Source organism: Candidatus Paceibacterota bacterium, from assembly GCA_028697015.1.
Lineage (GTDB): Bacteria > Patescibacteriota > Minisyncoccia > Minisyncoccales > GWA2-38-27 > JAQVFW01.
Genome location: JAQVFW010000005.1, coordinates 1 through 23,509, shown reverse-complemented (window position 1 = coordinate 23,509; position 23,509 = coordinate 1). Strand labels below are relative to the sequence as shown.

General features: G+C 37.0%; 17 protein-coding genes. All 17 read right to left on the bottom strand.

Translation table 11 applies throughout. From position 1 onward, the window contains the following. Nucleotides 1-12: 12 nt before the first annotated feature. The 17 genes from PHH50_02315 to PHH50_02235 all read right to left on the bottom strand — a co-directional run bounded on the left by PHH50_02315 (nucleotide 13) and on the right by PHH50_02235 (nucleotide 23,465). The gene (locus PHH50_02315; GenBank protein MDD3729129.1) at nucleotides 13-1,011 is read right to left on the bottom strand and encodes a sigma factor-like helix-turn-helix DNA-binding protein; all 999 of its coding nucleotides are present in this window, start codon (nucleotides 1,009-1,011) and stop codon (nucleotides 13-15) included. A gap of 59 nt (nucleotides 1,012-1,070) precedes the next feature. After that, nucleotides 1,071-1,961 carry a protein translocase subunit SecF gene (secF, locus tag PHH50_02310; GenBank protein ID MDD3729128.1) on the bottom strand — a complete coding sequence of 297 codons (891 nt, stop codon included), beginning with the start codon at nucleotides 1,959-1,961 and terminating at the stop codon, nucleotides 1,071-1,073. 1 nt (nucleotide 1,962) lies between these two features. After that, complete coding sequence (gene secD, locus PHH50_02305) at nucleotides 1,963-3,357, bottom strand: protein translocase subunit SecD (GenBank protein ID MDD3729127.1); 1,395 nt, start codon at nucleotides 3,355-3,357, stop codon at nucleotides 1,963-1,965. Nucleotides 3,358-3,433: 76 nt separating this feature from the next. Continuing rightward, nucleotides 3,434-3,919 (bottom strand): metallophosphoesterase family protein, encoded by a 486-nt coding sequence (locus PHH50_02300; protein MDD3729126.1) that lies wholly within the window; start codon nucleotides 3,917-3,919, stop codon nucleotides 3,434-3,436. Further along, nucleotides 3,916-4,812, bottom strand: coding sequence for a thiamine pyrophosphate-dependent enzyme (locus PHH50_02295; GenBank protein ID MDD3729125.1), 897 nt, complete (start codon nucleotides 4,810-4,812; stop codon nucleotides 3,916-3,918). The genes PHH50_02300 and PHH50_02295 overlap by 4 nt, the downstream gene beginning before the upstream one ends. Then, nucleotides 4,809-6,551, bottom strand: coding sequence for a 2-oxoacid:acceptor oxidoreductase subunit alpha (locus tag PHH50_02290; protein ID MDD3729124.1), 1,743 nt, complete (start codon nucleotides 6,549-6,551; stop codon nucleotides 4,809-4,811). Before PHH50_02290 ends, PHH50_02295 begins: the two co-directional genes overlap by 4 nt. Next, nucleotides 6,548-6,991 carry a flavodoxin family protein gene (locus tag PHH50_02285; protein ID MDD3729123.1) on the bottom strand — a complete coding sequence of 148 codons (444 nt, stop codon included), beginning with the start codon at nucleotides 6,989-6,991 and terminating at the stop codon, nucleotides 6,548-6,550. Before PHH50_02285 ends, PHH50_02290 begins: the two co-directional genes overlap by 4 nt. A 33-nt stretch (nucleotides 6,992-7,024) precedes the next feature. Next, nucleotides 7,025-7,690, bottom strand: coding sequence for a hypothetical protein (locus PHH50_02280; GenBank protein MDD3729122.1), 666 nt, complete (start codon nucleotides 7,688-7,690; stop codon nucleotides 7,025-7,027). 7 nt (nucleotides 7,691-7,697) lie between these two features. Further along, a complete protein-coding gene (locus PHH50_02275; protein MDD3729121.1) occupies nucleotides 7,698-8,315 on the bottom strand; it encodes an HD domain-containing protein in 618 nt (205 codons plus the stop codon). Between the two features lie 250 nt (nucleotides 8,316-8,565). Beyond that, a complete protein-coding gene (locus PHH50_02270; protein MDD3729120.1) occupies nucleotides 8,566-9,099 on the bottom strand; it encodes a coenzyme F420-0:L-glutamate ligase in 534 nt (177 codons plus the stop codon). 302 nt (nucleotides 9,100-9,401) lie between these two features. Then, nucleotides 9,402-11,900, bottom strand: a complete 2,499-nt coding sequence (gene secA / locus PHH50_02265) for a preprotein translocase subunit SecA (protein MDD3729119.1) — start codon at nucleotides 11,898-11,900, stop codon at nucleotides 9,402-9,404. A gap of 79 nt (nucleotides 11,901-11,979) precedes the next feature. Then, complete coding sequence (locus PHH50_02260) at nucleotides 11,980-12,195, bottom strand: hypothetical protein (GenBank protein MDD3729118.1); 216 nt, start codon at nucleotides 12,193-12,195, stop codon at nucleotides 11,980-11,982. A 42-nt stretch (nucleotides 12,196-12,237) separates the two neighbouring features. Next, nucleotides 12,238-13,200, bottom strand: coding sequence for a bis-aminopropyl spermidine synthase family protein (locus PHH50_02255; GenBank protein MDD3729117.1), 963 nt, complete (start codon nucleotides 13,198-13,200; stop codon nucleotides 12,238-12,240). After that, a complete protein-coding gene (gene speD, locus PHH50_02250; protein ID MDD3729116.1) occupies nucleotides 13,197-13,607 on the bottom strand; it encodes an adenosylmethionine decarboxylase in 411 nt (136 codons plus the stop codon). The genes PHH50_02255 and speD overlap by 4 nt, the downstream gene beginning before the upstream one ends. Before the next feature lie 163 nt (nucleotides 13,608-13,770). After that, nucleotides 13,771-14,172, bottom strand: coding sequence for a ribosome-associated translation inhibitor RaiA (raiA, locus tag PHH50_02245; protein MDD3729115.1), 402 nt, complete (start codon nucleotides 14,170-14,172; stop codon nucleotides 13,771-13,773). A 314-nt stretch (nucleotides 14,173-14,486) separates the two neighbouring features. Then, nucleotides 14,487-15,404, bottom strand: a complete 918-nt coding sequence (gene murB / locus PHH50_02240; protein ID MDD3729114.1) for a UDP-N-acetylmuramate dehydrogenase — start codon at nucleotides 15,402-15,404, stop codon at nucleotides 14,487-14,489. A 243-nt stretch (nucleotides 15,405-15,647) separates the two neighbouring features. Continuing rightward, nucleotides 15,648-23,465, bottom strand: a complete 7,818-nt coding sequence (locus PHH50_02235) for a prepilin-type N-terminal cleavage/methylation domain-containing protein (protein MDD3729113.1) — start codon at nucleotides 23,463-23,465, stop codon at nucleotides 15,648-15,650. Nucleotides 23,466-23,509 lie beyond the last annotated feature (44 nt).

Sequence of the window (23,509 nt, the reverse complement as noted above, 5' to 3'; positions counted from 1 at the left end):
AAATACGAATCTCTATGCTTCTTTTATTATATATCTTCCCTGATTGTCTTTCTGGAATCTGTTTTTATCCTGAAGATTCAAAAGAACCGTATGCCTTTTAACCATTCTTTTTTTGAGAACTTCCTCTAAAATTTCTTCTTTGCTTAAGGGGCTTTTTGCAACATTTAAAACTTTTGTAATAATTTCTTTTACAACTCCCGGCTCATATCCCCATTCTTTAAGGGCGTAAAGTCCCCTGCCCACGAGAACAAATTTTTCATTTTTAATAAGCTCGTTATGCACCGTTGCCGTATGGATGCTTGGAGAAGAAAAGAAAGAAGAATTTTTAATAAGAGTGGCAACTTCACTAAAATGAAGCGGTTTTTCGGCTTCTTTCAAAACCAAATAGGCCTTGTCTTTTATTCCCCGAGGATTAATTTCCACCCAGTCCTTTAACCCTATTTTTCCTTTGTGGTTTTTTTGTATCTGCTTTGATACTTCGATATATGACTGAAAAACCGGAAGAGTTATATTTTTAATATTCAAATTGTTATAAAGCTCTTCTATAAAAAGAGGCTCTTTCGTTTTTTTGAGATACTCAATGGCCTTGTTTATAAACTTCAAATGATTTTCAGATTCCGTTTTTTTTACAGACCAAAAAGAATAGGAAAATTTATTTTCCAAATTTCTCTTTAAATTATCATTGAGCGACAAAAAGAAAAATATTTCGTTATAAAATCCCCCTTTTCCCAAAAAAGAAATAAGGAGGTCTTCTTTTTTAATTCCTCCAAAAGTAGTAATAGCTTTTTCAAATTGGCTGAAAATATCTCCTATCTCCTGTTTTTTAACCAAAGAAATTCCTTCTCTTTCTATCTGTCTTACTCTTTCTCTTGTAATATTATAACTCTCTCCAATCGCTTCAAGGGTCTCTCTTCTGCCGTTTTTAGAAAGCCCAAATCTCCGCCCTATTACTTCTTTGCCCCGGGACGGTATCTTTTTAAGAATGATTGAAACTCTTTTTGAATAATCCATTATTTATCCTTAATTAAGCTGACATAAACCTGCTAGATAAAACGAACCTAATATATAATTTAAACATTTTTGGAGCGCAATGTCAATCCCTTCCAGAAGACAAGAAGAGGGCCAACTAAAAATATTGAAGAATATGTCCCGGCGAAAATTCCAAGTATCAAAACCAATGAAAAATACTTCAATGTTTCTCCTCCAAAAAAGAAAATTGAAAATGCCACAAACAGAGTTGTAAGAGACGTATTTATCTGTCTTACAAAGGTCTGTTTTATGCTCTCTGTGACAACTTCTTCAAAAGTTCCTTTTTGCCTTATTAAATTCTCTCTTACTCTGTCAAAAACTACAACCGTGTTGTTTATAGAATATCCCAACACGGCCAAAAATGCCGTTATAACCGGTATTGAAATTTCAACGCCATATAGATATCCAAGAACAGAAAAAACAGCAAGAGGAATAAGAGAATCATGGAAAAGAGCAAAAACGCTGATAATCCCGTAAATCCATGAACTGATTGGTTTTTTAATTTTATTAAAAGCTATAGCAATATATGCAATCATCGATAGTAAGGATAAGATAACAACAATTTTGGTCTTATCCTTAAGCTCTTTTCCTATAACAGGCCCTATTGATTCAAATCTTTTTTCTTCAACTTCAGATTCTTCTCTTAAAAGAGATAATATCTCCTGGTGCGTTTCTTCATTAATATCTCCCATTCTAATCAGGACCTCTTTTTCTCCCGCCATTTGAATTACGGTATTGCCAAGATTAAGCTCTTTTAATTTTTCAGAAATTTGAGCATTTGCTGGCCTTTCTTCTTTATATTCAACCTCAAGAATGCTTCCCCCCGTAAAATCAATTCCCGGCTTTATTCCAAAAATAAAAAGAATAACAACGCTTGCTATTATGGCAATTGAAGAAAAAAGAATGTAAATTGCGCGGTATTTTATTATCATATTAAAGCCAAATTCTTTTCCATTTTTTCAAACTTGTAAAAGAGAAAAAAAGCATTAAATTTTTTGTAACAAAAAAAGCAGAAACCATGCTAAGCAGTATTCCAACAGAAAGAGTAAGGGCGAATCCTTTTATAAAGCTGGTGCCAAAGAAAAATAAAATCATAGCTACTATGAAGGTAGTAATATTTCCATCCCTAACCGACGGCCAGCTTCTTTTGAATCCTTGTTCAAGAGCGCTATCAAGATTTTCTCCTCCTTTTAATTCTTCTTTGGTTCTTGAAAATATTAAAATATTTGCATCAACGGCCATTCCAATTGATAAAATCAATCCTCCAATTCCCGCTAAAGTCAAGGTTATTGGGATAATTTTTACAATAGAAAGAAAAACTGCAATATAAATCAAAAGGGCAAAAGAAGCTAAAAGCCCTGAAAATCTGTAAAAAATAATCATAAAAACAATAATTGCCAAAAATCCGTAAACCGCCGCATACAAGCTTTGATTTAAAGATATAGCTCCGAGAGTCGGACCGACAGATTGCTGGGAAATAAGAATGATTGGAACAGGCAGCGCTCCTGCATTTAGTCCTCTTACAAGTTCTCTTGCCCATTCAATCGTAAAATCGCCCGTAATTTGGGCCCTCCCTTCTGAAATTGTTTCTTGAACGACAGGAGCCGAAAGAAGAACATTGTCTATATATATGGCCACTTGCTTGCCTATATTATTTGAAGTTATTTCTTTAAAAAGATCTTTTCCTTCATCGTTAAATTGAAGCCCAACAATAGGCCTATAGGTCACTTGATCAAAATCAAGGTCAGCTTTCTTTAAATATTTTCCCGTAAGCAAGGTCGGCTGAAAATAAGGATCTTCAAAAAGAAGAGCCCAATCTTCAAACTGAAGAAGATCTTTGTCTTCTTTTTGTTCAAATCTTTCCATTGCATCAAGAATTTTTTCCCTATCTTCTTCTTCTCTTTCTTCTCTAAATTCCAAAAAAGGCGTCTCCCCTATCATTCTTATCGCCTCTGAAGGATCTTTTATTCCGGCAAGCTCTACAATGAGGCGCGTATGTTCTCCGCTTTCCTGAACTTGGACTACCGGCTCCTGGACTCCAAAAAGATTAACCCTTCTTTCTATAATATCCCGCAAGCCCTGCATAATCGAGTTTTTCTCTTCTGAAGAAATTCCAGAGGTATCAGCTTCGTAAACCAGATGCGTTCCTCCCTGAAGGTCAAGCCCCAGCTTAAAAGAAATATTCCAAAAAGAAGGAAGGTCAAGCCCCGTTTTTTCATTTAAAAAAGAAATTCCCTTATTTACCGGAGAAGGGTAAGCTATTATCCCTGCCAAAAGGCCGAAAAGCAGAATCAGTCCTAATATTGATTTTATTCTTTTTTTTGTCATTCCTTTCTTTTATTGTACTACACCATAGCATAAAAAAAATCCCTTGAAAAGAGTTTGAAAATTTTAAAAACAAAAATTAAAGTATTTTTAAAGTGAAAAGACCGCTTTTAAAATCGTAAATAGCAAAGGTGGCTTTGTAAAAAGTTCCTGTCGCGTTTCCCGGATTTAAAAGAATGCAGCTTCCAACTTTCTCTTCCCACGGCTTATGGGTATGCCCGTAAAAAACAAAATCGTATTTTCCTGTTTTCGCCAATTCCTTCGCTTCTTTTGGAAAATGATTGAAAGCAATTTTCTTTCCGTTTATTTCCTCTTCTTTTGTCTTTTCACAAACTATAATTTCAGGCGGTTTTTGATACTCTTTGATAGAACCGTAGCCTTCATCCATATTGCCCAAAACGGCTCTTACCTTAAATCCTTTAAATGCTTCTTTTAAATAGTCCGGCTCCCCTATATCTCCGCAATGGATAATAAAATTGATTTTTTCACTTTTAAGGATTTCTACAATTTTTTTGGCAATAGCATAATTATTATGAGTGTCTGATATAATCGCAATTTTATTCATTGCATAAATTGGCTTATATCCTTATGCCTTACTTCTTCAACAAGAGCAGTTTTAACTCCTTTCCTAAAAGGATAAGTTTCAAAAAAATTACTTTTCTTTTTATTTTCATATAAAAGTCCCAGCCAAATTTCATTTTCCATATCCCTAACAATACGTCTTGCCTGCCAAATATCGCTTTTATCATAGTCCTTTTTATCTTCTATCATTTTTATCCTTTTTGCATACCAAATGTCGGGAGTCATTTTATTATAAGTTGGACAACTTTGAAGAATTTCAACATAAGCAAATCCTTTGTGTTTTAGGGCTAAACGAAACATCTCCGTAATATGGCCTATTTCTCCGGAAAAGCTTCTTGCTACAAAAGAAGGATTAAGAGATAAAACAAAATCCAAAGAATTTATAGGGTCTATCGTAACTTCTTTCGGAGTACCATTCATGATTGCTCCGCATCTTGTTAAAGACGAGGCCTGTCCAACGGTAAGACCGTAATTCTCATTATTGTGATGGATAAAAAGGACGGGATAATCGTTTCTTATTGCACAAACAAGATGATTTATTCCTTCGCTAAATGTGCCCCCGTCCCCTGCCGAAGCTATTACTTTCATTTTTGGATTAGCTAATGCGCAGCCAGATGCGACAGGAAGAACTCTTCCATGCAAGCCGTGAAGAGTATATCCTTCTATTTTATCAGAACCATTCCCGTTGCATCCAATATCAAAGCACATTAAAAAATCTTCTTTTTTATACCCCTCAAGAACCAGCGCTCTTTTTAATGCATTTTGAATTCCGTAATTTCCGCAATTACCGCACCAAGTTAAAACCTTGTTTGTTTCGTACTTTAAGTAATCGCCACTTAATTTTGATAATTTATGAAGATCTTTTTTATCTCTCATGTTCTTTTATTTATGAATTTTTCCAAATCTTCAAGGAAAAAAGGCCTTCCATTGTATTTTAAAAGCTTGCCTGCAAATTTCTTTTTTACTTCTGCTTCTATCATTTTTCCCAATTGCCCTTGGTAATTTCCTTCTATTAAATTAACTGATGAATTTTCGTTAAAAAATCTTTCCAAAACTTTTGTCTTTAAAGGAAAAAGATAAGAAAAATGAAGATAATTCACTTTTATTCCTTTATTCTTGTAAATCGCAATGACATCTCTCATTATATTTTTACTGCTTCCCCAACCGACAAAAGAAATATCCGCTCCCTTTTTTACTCCGTAAATTTCCGGCTCCGGTAATGCCTTTGAAACTAAATCCATCTTTCTCATTCGCTTTTCATACATAGAGGCACACTTTTCTCCGTCTTCAGTCAAAGAGCCGTCCTCATCATGCTCGTCTCCGTTTGCAAAATAATAGGCCTTGTCAGTTGATCCCGGAATCCACCTTTTGGATAAGCCGTTTTTTGTTATTCTAAACCTGTCAATATTTTTCAAGTTTTGAAGATCTCCTTCTTTAACAAGCCCTCTTTCAATTGAGATTTTCCCCTGTTTAAAAGGAGATATTGTCATTTCGCTCTCACAAATGTTTTTTTCCGTCAAAACAAGAACGACAATCTGGTACTTTTCCGAAATATTAAAAGCGTGCTGTATTAGATCAAAAGCATCTTCTGGATCGCTTATTGATATTACGACTTTTGGAAATTCCCCGTGAGAAGAATATATTGCCAAGTTTAAATCCGCCTGCAATGTCCATGTAGGAAGACCTGTTGCTGGCCCAGGCCTTTGGGCTATTATTCCCACAAGAGGGTTTTCTATCATTCCGGCCAAGGAAACGGTTTCGGTCATAAGATCGTATCCTCCTCCTGAAGTTGCAAAAAGAGCTCTTGTTCCCATAAACATCGCTCCAAGAGCCATATTTGCGACAGTAATTTCATCTTCTCCCTGTTTTACCATTACTCCTGTTTTTTCGGACATTTCGGAAAAATAGGTTAAAATACTGCTTGAAGGGCTCATCGGATAAGCAATGTAAAATCTGCATCCGGCATGAACTGCTCCAAGAGCCAGGGCTTTGTTTCCGTTTATGACAATCTTTTTTTCTTTATTTTTTAATAACTTTATTTTAAAATCTTCAATACTTATTATTTTATCTACAGATTCATAACCGGCTCTTAAACAGCGCAAATTAATTTCTAAAAGTTCCGGCTTGCTTTTAAATTTATTTTCAACTGATTTTTTCAAGACGTTATAATCCAATCCCAATGTTTTCCAAAATATTCCGGTTAAAATAACATTGGTCATCAGTATGCTTGCTCCCTTTTCTTTAGCAATGCTTCTTACCATTTGATGAACAACTTTTATATCCCTCTTTTTTGCCTTTTCAATCAAATCCTTTATTCCAAATAATCTTTCGTATCCATGAACAAGTATCCCTCCTTTTTCAAGGGTGTCAAAATAGGCCTCCATGCTTTCTTTATCTATAGAAAGCATAATATCCGCTTTGTTTGAAAGCCCTTTAATTTCTTTATCGCTTACGTTTATTGAAAAACAAGAATAGCCTCCTTTGATAAGGGATGGATATTCTCTATCTGCAACCACATTATATCCAAGTTCCTTGAAAGAGTTTATTAAGATTTCACCAACACTAAGAAGACCCGAACCGCTTTGACCTGCCACTTTTATGCGTAATCTATTCATATTAAATTTGATAATTTTTCTGCCCAATCTGAAACATGCTTATCTAAAAAAGGTAAAGGCGATTTTGAAACTAGCAAAGGGCTGCAAATTATATTCGCCTCCTTTTTTTTAAAAAAATCCATTATTATTTTTCCAGATTCCAAATGGTAATCATTGTCATATTTTAAATCTCCCAGTCCTATAGCAGCGGTGTTTTTTCCTTTTAAGTTTTCTCCTGTTAATTTTTTAAGAAAAATTCTGAAATATTCCTCCAATTGCCCATGTCCGTAAGTCGGGCTTGCCAGTATTAATAAATCATACTGCCCTATTTTTTCAGGTTCAGTAAGTTTTGCCTTTTTTAATTCTACATCGTGTTTCTTTGATAAAATTTCAGCCACTTTCAAGCAAACCAACTCCGTATTTCCCCCGCAAGTTCCATAAACTATTTTAATTTTAGACATTCTTAAATTTAATGTATTTTTTAAATAAACTCTCTACTTTTTTATTATACTTTTATTTAGAAAATTTTCAATTATCTCAATATCCTTTATATCTTTTTCCCTCATTGCTATTTTCTTCCACTCTAGAACCTTTTCCAATTTTACAAACGGCAATCCATCAATCATTTCCGCCTCTTCTATTAGTTGTTTGATATCCCATTCTCCAGGCCCCCAGCTTTTCCAAAGCTCAATTCCTTCATTGAAAAGATATTCCTCTTCGTGTAGAAGCCCTTTCTTCCAGTTCTTCTTTTTATACTGTTCCCATAAATCATCAAAGATTATAATATCAATATCATGGCAATCTTTAAGTCCTCTTATCCCAAGTTGAGCGCTTCCAAATAGGGCATATTTTCCAATCGGCAATTTTAATTTTTTTACTTTTTCAAATAATTCAATACTTTTTGCAGTTTTTTTGCTTCCCAGCCACATTCTTTTAAAAAACGGCATAGTAAGAGTTGAAAGCATAAATGCAACCGCTGGCACTACGGCGTTTAGCCAAGGCCTTTCAATATCAATTGCTCTCATGTAAGTTCCAATTGCAAGATAGGTAAACAGCATTAATAGTCCCCTCCTTGTTATGCTTATTTCCCATTTTTTATCATCTTCAACCTTTTGATTTCTATCTTCAATTTTTTTGATTCTCTGTTCTATGTTTTCCATAATTTATCTATTTTTTCTTCTTCCAGTCACCGGCATTAAAGCGATTATTTCCCTTAAGATGCCAATCGCTTACTTTTGATTTGTGTATTTCTTCCCAGAGCTTCTTTGCCGATTTTGTATAAAGCTTGGTATAAACAAGCTTCTTTCTTTGGGTTGTCCATATTTTTCCGAGAGGATGCCCTTTTGCTTTCAATTCCGAAAGTTCCAGCTCCACGTCAATATTGTCAGCATCTTTCACTATTTTTGCTTCAATAGTTTTCTTCTCTTCATATTCTTTCCAAATAGAAATAAATTCCTTTTCAAAAACGGTATCTTTTAATATGTCTTTTATCGCATTATCTTCTTTTCTTTCAACGTATTGACGGGAAAGATAATCAACATCTCCCGTTCTGCTTTCCGTAATATCATGCACTATTGCCATTTTAAGTATTTTTTCCTTGTCTCCTGCATTTTCGTATTCTGAAATTAACAAAGAAGTCCAAACAACTCTGAATATATGTTCCGTATTATTGGCAACATCAGGATTGAAAAACCTTTTCCATGACCTTTGCATATGACGCAAACAGCCAATTTCAAAGAGTAGTTCAACGTCTCTTTTATTTATTTTTTTATTCTTATTATCCATTTTTTGTTTTTTGTTTCTTTGAATTACACATATTAGCTTTGTAATTCAAAGTAATCTCAATTTTTCTTATCGTACTAATATAATAACTTCCAGTTCAATACTCAGAAGATACGCTTTTTCTTACCTGAAAACTTGCTTTCTTTTTTTTCTTGCAAAGAATATCCATAAATCCTGTTAAGGTTAACTTGAACTGAAAACTAAAGAATTCTTCGAGCGCCACCACGAGGTAGTCATAATTATGCGCAAACCTCTATTTTCTTGCTTTAATAATTTCTGAGAAAAACGGACAATACATATCATCTTCTATATCAATACATAGTTCCGTTTTTTTTATTTTATCGCAAAACTCCACAGGCGCTTTTTTTATAACTGCCAAAGGTTGTTGTTCTTTACCTTCACCCATAACTAATACTGCTGCTGTAGCAAGACTATCAGCTATATTGCTACGCGAAAATTTAAATTTTCTGCCAAAAATATCTAATTTGCCACAATAATCTTTTAAGCCACGAAAACCCGCATAACCAAGCGCAACACCAACAACGCCAGCCCGAAGCGGCACTGTCCGGCTATCCGTAATAAGAATCCCAAGATTCTTCAGTTTATATCTACGCATTAAAGTATTACGAAGATAATCTGCTGTTTTAAAACTATCTTTAGGCAAAAGAATAAGTTTGCCGTTTGCGTTTGACTCGTCAATTCCAGCAGAAGCCATAACCATTCTATCTTTAATGGCAAGCCAAACATATTTTGTTGGTATGGCAATCCTGCTCTCTTTTTTAATCAATCTTTCTTTTGTTATTTCGTTCTGAATAACAGCTGTCCGTCTTTCTGATAAAGCAACTATCTTGGAAGTAATAACAATAATAGATTTTTCTGAAATCTTTTTGAAGTGATTTACAATAAAAGAAAAAAGATTCTCGCCTTCCCGAAAAACATTGGTTTTAATTGGCTGAACAATCATGTTTTATTAAAAAATAATTTTATATCTTAACTATATCACTTTGAATTACGAAATTAGTTTTTACTGCGGACTTATGGATTTTGGCTTCGCCTTGTTAAAAATTTTTAGCCAATACTTAAGTAATTTCATCCAAATTTAGGATAACAACATTTTTTATATTTTATCGGTTTGCCAGTTATATTATTTTTTTTTCCGCAAGGACAAGGATCATTCCTGCCAATTTTTTCTTTTTTCTCTTCTCTTATTCTTCCTTCTGTTTTTTCTTCTCTTTTAAAGGGAGATAAATTTATCTTGCTTTCTTCTTTTGTCCTAACAACTTTTATTTGCGGTTTTCTTTCAAGCTTTAAAAGAGAATCGGCAATCGTATTTTCAATTCCAAACAAAAGTTCCTTGAACATCCTGTGTCCTTCTCTTTTATATTCCACAAGAGGGTCTTGCTGGCCGTATGCCCTAAGACGAACTTGATCTTTCAATAAATCCATAGCGTCAAGATGCCCCATCCAGAAATAATCAAGAGTTTGCAGACAAACATATTTCTCGGCTTCTCTCAGTGGCTCTTCTCCCAATATTTCCTCTTTTTTCAAATAATCGTCTTTTGAAAAACCTGCAGATTCTATTAGTTCAAGCAAATAATCTTTCAAAGTTCCTTCTTTATGCTTTTGAAGTATCGTTTCCCTTTTTTTATAAAAAACTTCTCTGTGCTTATTAACAACATCATCATAGTCAAGAATATGTTTCCTGGCGTCAAAGTAATGGCCTTCTATTTTACTTTGGGCCGACTCAATGGATTTTGAAACCATTTTCGCTTCAATTGGCTCATCTTCAGGAACCTTTAAAAAAGACATTAATGATTTTATCTTATCTCCTCCGAAAATTCTCATCAGATCGTCTTCAAGAGAAACAAAAAACTGGCTTGAACCGGGATCTCCCTGTCTGCCGGACCTTCCTCTTAATTGATTGTCTATTCTCCTTGCTTCATGCCTTTCCGTACCGATTACATGAAGGCCTCCCGATAAAACAGCTTTTTTGGCATCTTCTTCATTTTGAGGATTTCCGCCCAAAATTATATCAACTCCCCTTCCTGCCATATTGGTTGCAATTGTAACAGCTCCGGGTCTTCCTGCCTGGGCTATTATTTCCCCTTCTCTTTCGTGATGTTTTGCGTTTAAGACCTGATGAGGTATTCCTTCTTTTTCAAGAAGACGGCTTAAATATTCGTTTTTTTCTATTGAGACCGTTCCTATTAAAACCGGTTGGCCTTTCTCATATCTTTTTTTTATTTCTTTGACAAGGGCAGCAAACTTTCCTCTTTCCGTCTTTAAAACCAAATCATCCATATCAATTCTTTTCATTGGCTTGTTGGTTGGAATTTTAACAACTTCAAGACCGTAAACCTTGTCAAACTCTTCTGCGGAAGTAAGAGCCGTTCCGGTCATCCCAGACAGCTTCTTGTATCCTCTGAAATAATTCTGGAAAGTAATATTGGCATATGTTTTTGATTCCGGCTTAACTTTTAGCCCCTCTTTTGCTTCAATTGCCTGATGAAGGCCGTGAGACCACCTTCTTCCCGGCATCATGCGTCCGGTAAATTCATCAACGATAATTATTTCCCCGTCCTTTACTACATACTCCTTGTCCCTCCTAAAATATTCTTTTGCTTTAAGAGCCGATTCAATATGAGAAGTCGTGTCTATGTCGTTTTCCGCCCAAGGATCAAGTCCAAGACGGTTTACAATCGTACCTTGCCCTTTTTGATTGATTGTTATCGCTTTTAGTTTTTCATCAAGCTCATAATCCTCGTCTCTTTTTAAAACCAGCGCCAATTTGGCAAAATGATAATATTTTTCCGTTGATTCTTCGGTAGAACCGGAGATTATAAGGGGAGTTCTGGCTTCATCTATCAAAATAGAGTCAACCTCGTCGATAATGGCAAAGTTAAAACCTCTTTGAACTTTGCTATCAATGTCATAAGCCAAATTATCTCTTAGGTAGTCAAAAGCAAATTCGTTGTTTGTTCCATAAACAATATCGGCGCTATACGCCTCTTTTCTTGAAACCGGAAGCAAAAAATCTTCAAGAACCTTGAATCCTCCTTTAATATCCCTTTCCTTGTCTTTTTCCTTTTCAGCTGAAGAATAAAGGAAAGAGCCGTCATGAACAACGCAAGAAACAGAAATTCCAAGAAGGTCATAAATCTGCCCCATCCAAACAGCGTCTCTTTTGGCAAGATAATCGTTAACCGTTATAATATGAACCCCTTCTTCTGTAAGAGAATTCAAAAAAGCGGGAAGAGTAGCCGAAAGAGTTTTTCCTTCCCCTGTTCTCATTTCCGCAATTTTCCCCTGATGAAGAACTATCCCTCCTATAAGCTGGACATCAAAATGCCTTTGGCCCAAAGTCCTTTTTCCTGATTCTCTAACAAGCGCAAAGGCCCTCGGTAAGATATCGTCCAAAGATGCTCCGTTTTTAAGCTTTTCCTTCAGTTTATCGGCTTCTTTTTTTAAATCGTCGTTTGAAAGATTAACAAGCTCATTTTCAAAAATACCGATTTGTTCAACAATGGGTTTTAATTTTTTAATCTCTCTTTCATTGGGATCTCCGAAAATTTTTGTAATTATTGACATTGACGTTATATTACAACTTTTCTGCTTTAAAATAAAGAGGGGGAATTATCCCCCATCAATCATTTTTTCTTTTTTCTTATTATTTTACGGCAAACAATTCTTTCAATTCTTTTATTTCCATTTCCAGCTTTTCTATTCTTCTTTTATGATCCGCAAGGATTAACTTTTCTATTTTTTCCAGGCGTCCTTCAATAACATCAAAACGTCTGCTAACCTCGCTTTTTTTGGCAGTTTCGTCAAATCCTTTTTTAATCATCATTGCCAGATCATCAATCGTAATATTTTTCTTTTTCATACGATTCCATTATATCCCTCTAAAAAATGATGTCAAACCGCCCTAACAATAAAACTTTGTTTCAAGTATCGCCTTGCTATATTTGCCTTTTATAAGAGGTTTTGGTTTTTTAAAGTTCTCCGCCCTGACAAGGGTTGAATTAAACCAAGAACTTTCAGGAAGAGAAATTTCTTCAGGAAGGCCGAAAACCCATTCAAATTCGTCTTTTGCATTATCATACAATGAAAACCTGTCAAAAACATCGGTAATTACCATATTCATATCAAGAATGTTTTTTTGTATCTTTGCTATTTTTTCTTTTTCAAGAGTGCTTTGGGATATTCCCAAGTATCCGACTCCTTCTTCTTTTAAAGATTCTACTCCTCTTGAAAAAAAGAGCGTGTTTCCTGAAACCGTATCGGGCGGTTCGGTTATAAAAACGTCATACTTCCCTTTTATTTCTTTTGGAAGCGGATTTGTCAAAGAATGTAAAATTGTTTTAAATTTAATTTTCTTTTTTTTAAAGAATTCCTTTTCGTAATTTAAAATATCTTTGTCTATATCAAGAACTGCGATTTCTTCAGCTCCTCCTTTAATAGCAAGAGCTATTCCGACAAAATCATCGTCTCCAATACATATTATTTTTTTCCCTTTGATATCCCCTTTTTTATCCATCAGCTCAATCTTGTCTATAACGCTTTCCGCTTTTACTTGCAACTGGTCGTATTCTACCTTACCGACAAAACTCTTTCTGACTTCTTTAAATTTTTTAAGAAGAGATTTGTTTTCTTTCAAAATTATCTTTCCTTTGAGTGGCATCTCTATTTTTACCGCATTAATTTTTTCAGCTTCTTTTTTCCCTTTTTCAGTTAAAATAATTTTGTTCTTTTTGAAAACAACAAGACCCTCTTTTTTCATTTTCTTAAGAGCTCTTACACAAGAAACCATATGGCCTATTACAGAAGAAAGTTCCCAAAAATCAATGCCGTTTTTTTTAAGCAGAATTCCAATTACTTTTTTTCTCATAATTCCTCTCCTCTTTTTATCTCTTTGATTTTTTCCTTTTTGGGAGAAATTTCTTTCCTTAAAAAATCAAGAGCTTTATTTGGCATTGACTCTGTGCCGCAGGTAAAAATATCAATTGCGATATACCCTATCTCCGGCCAGGTATGAATAGCAATATGGGATTCGGAAAGCAAAACGACCCCGGTTAATCCCTGGGGCTCGAACTGATAGATATTTATACCTAAAGGATTGCTTTTCGCTTTTTTTGCCGCTGCAAGAAGAATTCTTTCAAGTTTTTCTTTTTTTTCTATTTTTTTTCCAAACCAAAAATCAGCTAGAATATGTTTGCCTGCATAACCATTTTTTTTGAAGTTTTCAACTTCATAATTTTGGACCCTTAAATCGGATCTCTTTGTTTTGTAAACCATATTTTTGAAGTAATCACTTACCCTAAAACTTTCGTTTTTGGGCTAATTTGTCCATTCCTTTAGATAGGATATGAACTAAAAACAAAGAGAGAAACAAAAAGCGATTACTTTGTTAAAATACTACTGACACCAACATTGCTGTTTTAACACATTTTGAAAAATCTTACAACCCCTCTTTCTTTGCAGCCGAGGCTAACTTTATTTTTTCCTTAAGATTCCTTTCATTTTTTCTTCTCAAGGAAATTTTTCTTGTTTTATATTTTTTTATTTCTTTCTCAATTTCGTCCTTAACTTCATTTATTGAAAGATTTAAATTTTCAGAAACCGATTCTGCGTAAATAAATTTTCCGGGGAGGTGCATTTGCATTTTAGCCCTGAAGACAGGACCTTTCTCATGATGCTTGGTTTCTCTTTCAATCTCGACAATAATTTCTTTTAATGTTTTTCTTTCCTTTTCTCCGGCTGAAAGATTGATAAATTTTTCAAGAGAATCTGCTTTTTCTTCAATGTGCTTTTCAATTTCTTTTGTAACCTTTATGTCTTTTGGCTTAATTGTTATTTTCATAATTAAACTATTTTTAGAATTTAAACAACCAAAGATTAAAACCGTCTGATAAAAACAACTCCTTAGCGAGGAGTTGTTTTTGTACCTTATTTCTTTTTCTTTTTAGCGGTCTTTTTCTTAGGAGCCGCTTTCTTTTTAGCGACTTTTTTCTTAGGAGCCGCTTTCTTTTTTTTGGCCATTACTCTAAAAATTTTTGACTTCCAGCAGCCGACCACTGCTGTTTTAAAAATATTTTAAATTTTCAATGCGCTTTTTTTTATTTTTCCTTTTCTACTATCTATTTTTTCATTTTTAAAAAATGTGTCAAGTGTGAATTACAATTTTTGCACTTCTTCTTCGATTTTTATGCCGAAAATTTTCTTAACTTCTTTTTTTATAATCTTAATCAGCTCCAAAACATCTTTCTTTTTTCCTTTATCGGTGTTGACAATAAAGTTCGCATGCTTGTTTGACACTTTTACTCCTCCGACTTTTTTCCCTTTAAGATTTGATTTTTCTATCAGATATGAAACCGGAATCATTCCCCACTTGTTGAATTTTTCAAGCTCGGGAAATTTCTCAATTATTTTTTTATCCAATATTTTTCCTTCGTAATTTTTAAATATGCATCCGGCAGAAGGCAAAGTGTTAGGATGGCTTTTTTTTCTTTTTGAAATAAGCTCTTTCATTTTCTTTTCAATTTCCTCCTTTCTCCCTTTTTTCAATTTAAAAACGGCTGAAACAATAATCAGGTCTTTGTTTTTTTTAAACAAGCTTTCCTTGTTTCCATATTGGCATTTTGAGACAGAAACAGTTTCTAATTTTTCCTTTTTAATATTAAAAACATCAACGCTTTCAAGACAATCTTTTACAGAAAATCCAAAAGCGGCGGCATTCCCATAAATGGCTCCGCCGACTGTCCCTGGAATTCCGGAAGCCCATTCAAGTCCGGTTAAAGAATTTTTTAAAGAAGCACCAACCGCAAGAGAAAGAGGCGCTCCGGCTCCGATAAAAATCTTGCTGTCTTTTACTTGCAGTTCTCTGTTGTCTATCTTTAAAATAACTCCGCTGTATCCTTTATCATCTGCAAGGATATTGCTTCCTCCTCCGATAATTAAAAAAGGAAGCTTCTTCTTTTTTATTTCCTGTACTGTTTCTTTTATTTTCTCCTTTTTTCTCAGTTTTATAAAATACTTGGCCTTTCCTCCGATTTTAAAAGTAGTGTATCTTTTTATTGAAATATTTTTTTTCATTTTCAAAATCAAAATTTATTATCTTTAGTTAATAATACCATTTGCAGGAAATAAAAAAAGAGCCGGGAGAGTTTACTCCTCTAAGTCTTTAGTGAGTGCGTGCCTCCCAGCTCAAAATTTATTATATCAAAGTGAAATAAAAAAGCAAAAAGCCCTGCTGCAGTAGGGCTTTGTGCCGACTTAGATAAGTATTACACTCACTATGAAAATAATAGCAAAATACGGAGGATTTGTCAAATTTTCCTAAAGCCCAAGTACCTGGACTGGAGTATATCTTGTAGTTGTAGTTCCGTCTCCAAGCTGACCATATTCATTGCTTCCCCAAGTCCAAACGGTACCATCATCTTTAAGGGCCATTGAAAAAAACACAGATCCTGCCCAAATATTTTCAATTGACGATAAATACCCTGCTCCTCCAACTCCTTTTACTTGGACTGGAGTATATTTGTTTGTTGTTGTTCCATCTCCTAATGCACCATATTCATTATATCCCCAAGAGTAGACCGTGCCATCTGATTTTAAAGCAAGAGTATGATGATAACCTGCTGCAACATGAACAATACTGGTTAAATAATCAACTCCTCCGACTCCTTTTACTTGGACTGGAGTATATTTGTTTGTCGTTGTTCCATCTCCTAGTTGTCCAGAATAATTTGCTCCCCAAGAGTAGACCGTGCCATCTGATTTTAAAGCAAGAGAATAAGAAGCACCTCCAATAAAACTTTCAATATTTGTCAAATACCCTGTTCCTCCGACTCCTTTTACTTGGACTGGAGTATATTTATTTGTTTGAGTCCCATCTCCAAGCTCACCGTTATAATTTCTTCCCCAAGCGTAGACCGTGCCATCTGATTTTAAAGCGAGAGCATGATAATTTCCCGCCGTAATACTTGTTATATCAGTCAAATACCCGACTCCTCCGACTCCTTTTACTTGGACAGGAACAGTAACACTATCTGTCGTAGTCCCGTTTCCTAATTGACCATTTACATTATATCCCCATGCATAGACTGTTCCATCTGATTTTAGGGCAAGAGAAAAACTATATCCGCCTGCAACGCTTGTAGCATTAGTAAGATAGCCAGTTCCCCCAACTCCTTTTACTTGGACCGGAGTATATCTATTTGTTAAAGTACCATCCCCAAGCTGACCTGCATTATTCCATCCCCAGGCCCATACGGTTCCGTCGTCCTTTACTGCAAGAGAATGACGACCTCCTTTGGTAATATTTTCAACGTTCGTCAAATAACCAACACCAGCAGGACCTCTTACCTGTATTGGACTATACTCGTTTACCGTAGTACCAATTCCCAATTGGCCATAATGATTCCTTCCCCAGGAATAAACCGTACCATCTTCTTTTAGAGCAAGAGAATGTTCATATCCTCCTGAGATTTGAATAACCTCTGAAGAAACAACAGGCGGATCCTCAGGGCTTCCAATTCTAACAGGAGTATGTCTCTCTATAGTTGTGTCATCTCCTAGTTGTCCAGAATAATTTGCTCCCCAAGCCCATCCGGTTCCATCACTTTTTATTGCAAGAGAATGATGAAATCCTGCGCCGATTTTTATAACATTTAAGAAATAACCAATTCCTCCGGGGCCCTTAACCTGAACAGGAGTACGTCTATTTGTTATAGTATTATCTCCCAAGTTACCATACCAATTTCCCCCCCAAGCCCATACAGTACCGTCTGATTTTAGAGCAAAAGAGTGTCTAAAACCGGCAGCAATATCGGTAATATTTGTTAAATAACCAACTCCTCCGGGACCTACTACCTGGACAGGAGTATAGTTATATAAAACAGTTGTTCCATCTCCTCGTTGTCCAAGACTATTTTCTCCCCAAGCCCATACAGTGCCGTCTGATTTTAGAGCAAGAGAGTGATGATAACCCGCAGAAATTTTAATAATATCCGTTAAATAGCCAGATCCATTTGGGCCTACTACCTGAACAGGAGTAAGACGCATTTCTGTAGTAGTATTATCTCCTAATTGCCCAGCATGATTTGCTCCCCAAGCCCATACAGTGCCGTCTGATTTTAGAGCAAGAGAGTGCCAATCATTACTGTCAATTGCTATAATATTTGTTAAATAACCAGATCCTCCGACTCCTTTTACCTGGACAGGAGTGTATTTTGTAATTGTAGTTCCGTCTCCTAGCATTCCATGTATGTTATATCCCCAAGCCCATACAGTGCCGTCTGATTTTAGAGCAGTTGCAGAATACCATCCACCACTAATTGAAGTAATACTTGTTAAATAACCGGATCCTCCAGGTCCTCTAACTTGGATAGGAGTAAGACGAGAAGTAGTAGTTCCGTCCCCAAGTTTGCCCGACCAATTATCTCCCCAAGCCCATACGGTTCCGTCATTTTTTAAAGCCAGAGAGAAACGACCTCCTGCAGCAACACTTTTGACATTGGTTAAATAATTTACTCCTCCGACTCCTTTTACTTGAATAGGAACAGTTCTACTCACTGTTGTTCCGTCTCCAAGCTGTCCATTTGTATTTGATCCCCAAGTATAAACCACTCCGCTGTTTGTAACAGCAATAGAATGATAAGCTCCTCCATCAATTTGAACAAGAGGATCAAGGTGATATTCACAAGAACCATCATCCGTATCCGCAACAGGATTATAATTCAAAGCTTCAAAGTCGGTGCATCCGAAAACCGGATCAGGATACGTGCAAGAGCTATCGTCTATTTCAGCATCAGGATTAAAGTTATTCGCTTCCGGATCCGTACATCCGTAAATTATCGGATCTGTTCCCCACAGTACTAAAACGGGAGTATCGCTGTTTGTCGTAGTGTTATTTCCAAGCTGTCCATATATATTATATCCCCAAGTCCAAATAGTGCTATTGCTTTTTAAAGCAACGGAATGATAAGAACCTCCGGCAATTGAAATAATATCGGTTAAATAACCAATCCCGTCTTTCCCTTTTACCTGAACGGGAGTACTCTTGCTTGAAGTGGTATCATCCCCAAGCTGGCCGTTATAATTCCATCCCCAGGCAAAAACGGTTCCGTCTGATTTTAGGGCCAAAGAATGAGAATGACCGCCTGAAATTTCTTCAATGTCAGTTAAATAATCTACTCCTCCTACTCCTTTAACCTGAACCGGGGTTTGCTTTTCTATAAGGCCTGATCCGTCTCCAAGCTGGCCGTTATAATTTCTTCCCCATGTAAAAACGGTTCCGTCATCTTTTAAAGCCATAGAATGAACGTATCCCGCAGAAATAGCAGCAACATTTGTTAAATATCCTTCTCCTCCTACTCCATTAACTTTTACAGGAGAAGTACTGTTTGTTTGATAAGTATCAACATCTCCCAATTGGCCAACTACGTTTTCTCCCCAAGCATAAACCGTTCCATCGGATTTTAGTGCTAAAGAATGAAGGCCTCCTGCGGCAATTGCGACAATATCGGTTAAATAGCCACTTCCACTTACTCCTCTTACCTGGACGGGAGTAAGCTTATCTGTCGTAGTACCGTCTCCAAGCTGGCCCGAACCATTTCTTCCCCAAGCCCATACGGTTCCGTCATTTTTTAAAGCCAGAGAGAAACGACCTCCTGCAGCGATGTTTATAACATTTTCTAAAAGTCCGGCTCCTCCTGGACCTTTAACCTCTACAGGAACAACTCTGCTTGTTGTAGTATTATCCCCAAGCTGGCCGTAGGCATTCCATCCCCACGCATAAACTGTTCCGCCTGTTGCAAGCGCAAGAGAATGATTCCCCCCGGCTGCAACTTCTATAATATTAGTTAGGCCTATTGTTCCGTCTGTGCTTTTAACTTGTACAGGGATGCGCCTGTTTGTCTGAGTTCCATCTCCAAGCTGTCCAATATTATTATATCCCCAAGCATAAACCGTTCCATCGTCAAGAAGAGCAACAGTATGATTTCCGGCTCCGGTTTCCTTTCCTGATGAAATTTGAGCAATTGATCCTTCAAAAACCGGCTCATCTTCAAAAAGAACTTTGACAGGAAAATGCCTATCTGTTGTAGTTCTATCCCCTAATTGTCCCCATCCGTTATATCCCCAAGCCCAAGCAGTGCCATCTTCTCTTGTTGCAAGAGAATGTTTCCATCCCGCCGCAATACCGACAATATCGGTCAAATATCCTATTCCAAAAGGACCTTTAACTTGAACGGGGGTACTTCTGTTTGTTGTAGTATTATCTCCTAATTGCCCTGATCCATTATACCCCAAAGCGTAAACCGTGCCGTCATCAAGAAGAGCAAGAGAATATGCGTTCCCTGCGGCAACGCTAGCAACATTTGTTAAATATCCTTCTCCTCCCACTCCTTTTACCTGGACCGGAGTACTTCTATTTGTCGTAGTATTATCTCCCAATTGGCCAACTACGTTTTCTCCCCAAGCCCAAACGGTTCCGTCTGATTTTAGAGCAAGGGAATGATAATCTCCTGCGGCAATTGCGACAATATCGGTCAAATATCCTTCTCCTCCCACTCCTTTTACTTGGACGGGAGTATGCTTATTTACCGTAGTTCCGTCTCCAAGCTGGCCAATACCATTATATCCCCAAGAGTAAACCGTACCGTCTGATTTTAGGGCAAGAGTATGATAAACCCCTGCAGCAATGTCCGTAATACTGGTCAAATATCCTTCTCCTCCCACTCCTTTTACTTGGACGGGAGTACTTCTGTTTGTCGTAGTATCATCTCCTAAATAGCCGTAATAATTTCTTCCCCAGGCATAAACGGTTCCGTCTGATTTTAGAGCAAGGGAATAATCATTGCCTATCCCTATTGCTATAATATTTGTTAAATAACCCGATCCTCCAACTCCTTTGACTTGGATAGGAGTGTAACTTGTCGTAAAATTAATCCCAAGCTGGCCGTAATTGCCATATCCCCAAGCCCAAACGGTTCCGTCTGATTTTAGAGCAAGGGAATGATAATATCCTGCCTTAACGTCCAAAGCATCAGTAAAATAATTCATTGAGCTTTTTACTTTGGAGGGAATAAGAACCGGAGTAGTCCAATCTACTGTGCTGCTATCTCCAAGCTGGCCGTAATTATTTCTTCCCCAAGCATAAACGGTTCCGTCTTCTCTTACAACGAGAGAATGCAAAAATCCAGCCGCAATTTGAGAGGGCCTGCTATACGAATATTCACATGAATTGTCATCTGTTACCGCCTCCGGATTATAATTTACAGCATTCTCGTCCGTGCATCCTTCAACAGGAACAGGAGGTTCTCCCTCTTCTCCAACAGCCGGAAGATCGCACGTTCTTGAAGGGGCAGCGGTATTTGTAATCGTGTCATTGCCAAGCTGGCCATAATTGTTTCTTCCCCAAGAATAAACAATTCCTTCTTCTTTTAAAGCAAGAGAATGATTGTCTATTCCTGCGGAAATTGAAGAAACATTTGTAAGTTCATTCTCTCCTCCCTCATCCTTTACCTTTACGGGAGTTCTTCTTGTTGTTATGCTTGCATCCCCAAGCTGGCCATAATTGTTTCTTCCCCAAGAATAGACAGTTCCGTCTGATTTTAGAGCAAGGGAATGAGATCCTCCTGCGGAAATTGCAGAAATATTGGATAAGTTTCCTTCTCCTCCGACTCCTTTTACTTGGACTGGAACAGAGCTATCTACAGAATCATCATTTCCAAGCTGTCCGTAATTATTATATCCCCAAGCATAGACGGTTCCGTCTGATTTTAGAGCAAGGGAAAACCAAACTCCGGCAGATACGTCTATAATATCGGATAAATTTCCTTCTCCTCCGACTCCTTTTACTTGGACAGGAACAAGACGCTCAGTGGTACTATTATCTCCAAGCTGGCCATTGTCATTTTTTCCCCAAGCCCAAACGGTTCCGTCTGATTTTAGAGCAAGGGAATGATAATCTCCTGCAGCAATAGCAGAAACACTAGTTATGCTAACTTGAATTGGAACATGCCTTTCTGTCGTACTATTATCTCCAAGCTGGCCATAATTGTTGTATCCCCAAGCGTAGACCGTGCCGTCTGATTTTAGAGCAAGAGAATGAAAATATCCCGCAGCAACACTTGTAGCATTGGTCAAATTGCCGGAACCTCCGACTCCTTTTACTTGGACTGGAAGAGAACTGTTTGTCGTACTATCGTCTCCCAGTTGTCCTCCTCCGTTAAACCCCCAGGCATAAACGGTTCCGTCTGATTTTAGAGCAAGAGAATGATAAGCTCCGGCGGCAATTCCTTCTGCATTTTCAAAAAAATCATCTCCTGTTGAATCTTTAACTTGAACTCCGCTAAGTCTTTCAAGAGTAGTATTATCTCCCAACTGTCCTGCGCTATTGTAACCCCAGGCAAAAACAGTGCCGCCTGCTCTAATACCAAGAGAATGATAAGCTCCAGCTTCAATTTCAACTACAAGCCCAGGACTTAAATTCCAAATTTTAACCGGCGTAAATCTGCTTTCTACCGTATCATCTCCCAATTCTCCGTAATCATTTAGCCCCCAAGCGTAAACTGCCCCGTCGCTTCCAACAGCAAAGGAATTTCTATGTCCCGTCCCAATTGTTTCAATTCCAGTTAAACTTCCAACTCCGCCTATTCCCTTAACTTCAACAGGAGTAGAAATGTAATCAGATCCAACTCCTACTCCCAAACCGCCATAAAGATTGCTTCCCCAGGCATAAACGGTTCCGTCTGATTTTAGAGCAAGAGAATGATACCATCCGCTTGCAATAGCAACAATATCAGTTAAATAATCAACTCCTCCTACTCCTTTTACTTTGACGGGAGCAGAACTATGCTCTGTAGTATTGTCTCCAAGCTGGCCGTACCAATTATTTCCCCAAGTATAAACGGTTCCGTCTTCAAGAAGAGCAAGAGAATATGCGCTTCCTGCAGCAACACTTATAGCATTAGTTAAAAATCCTTCCCCTCCAACTCCTTTTACTTGGACTGGAGTATATCTATCCGTAGTACTATTATCTCCAAGCTGGCCATGTTCATTCTTACCCCAAGCATAAACAGTTCCGTCTTCTCTTAAGGCAACTGTGTGTTCGTTTCCTCCTGCAACTTGCAAGACATTGGTAAGATAACCGCTTCCTCCAACTCCTTTTACTTGAACGGGAGTATTGCTATCCGTAGTACTATTGTCTCCAAGCTGTCCGTACTGATTGCCTCCCCATGCAAAAACGGTGCCGTCTTCTCTTATCGCAAGAGAATGCCACCATCCTGTCCCAATTCCTTTAATGTTTGTTAAATTCCCGGTTCCTCCGACTCCTTTTACTTGGACGGGAGCATATTTTGTAATTGTAGTTCCGTCTCCAAGAGCTCCATACAAGCTTCTTCCCCAAGCATAAACTGTTCCGTCTGATTTTAGGGCCAAAGAATGCCAGCCCCTTCCTGTAACTTCAATAATACTTGTTAAATAATCAACTCCTCCAACTCCTTTTACTTGGACTGGGGTATGTCTTTCCGTAACACTGTTGTCTCCAACTTGTCCGTAATTATTTCTTCCCCAAGCCCATACCGTGCCGTCTTCTCTAAGAGACAAAGTATGATCGCTTCCTCCGATTTGAAGAATTAAGCTTTCTTCCGTATAGCATCCTGTATCAATTATTACTCCGTTTCCATCATCATCACCATCATCATCGTCATCGTCTTCATCTCCGCCAACCGTAGCGCTTGTACATCCCTGATTTCCAAATTTAGCGCTTATATTGTCTTTGATATAGAAATAGAGGCCGCTGTTTAACAATGCCGAAATGCAGTAATTGTCATCTTTAGCAAAACAGGCAACGGTTCCTTCGTTTGCAGTTATATCATTTTGAATAACATCAAGCCCTCTTTCAGTTGATAAAGATGTTTCGCTAGAGCAAAGAGCATCATACTTTCCGTCATTAAGATGCACTATCTCCGCTATCGATTCTATCTGAGCTATTGCAAGAGCAATTCTTGTATCTTTGGTTTGTTCTCTTGAACTAGACAAATACCCGACAGCCATTGAAGACATTATTCCAATAACTGCAGTTACTATTAAAAACTCAATAAGAGTAAAACCTTTGAATATTTTTCTTTTTTTTGTTCGGCTTAACATTTTATTATTTTTTAATTTCTATATTTTAAAAATTATTCAAGGTC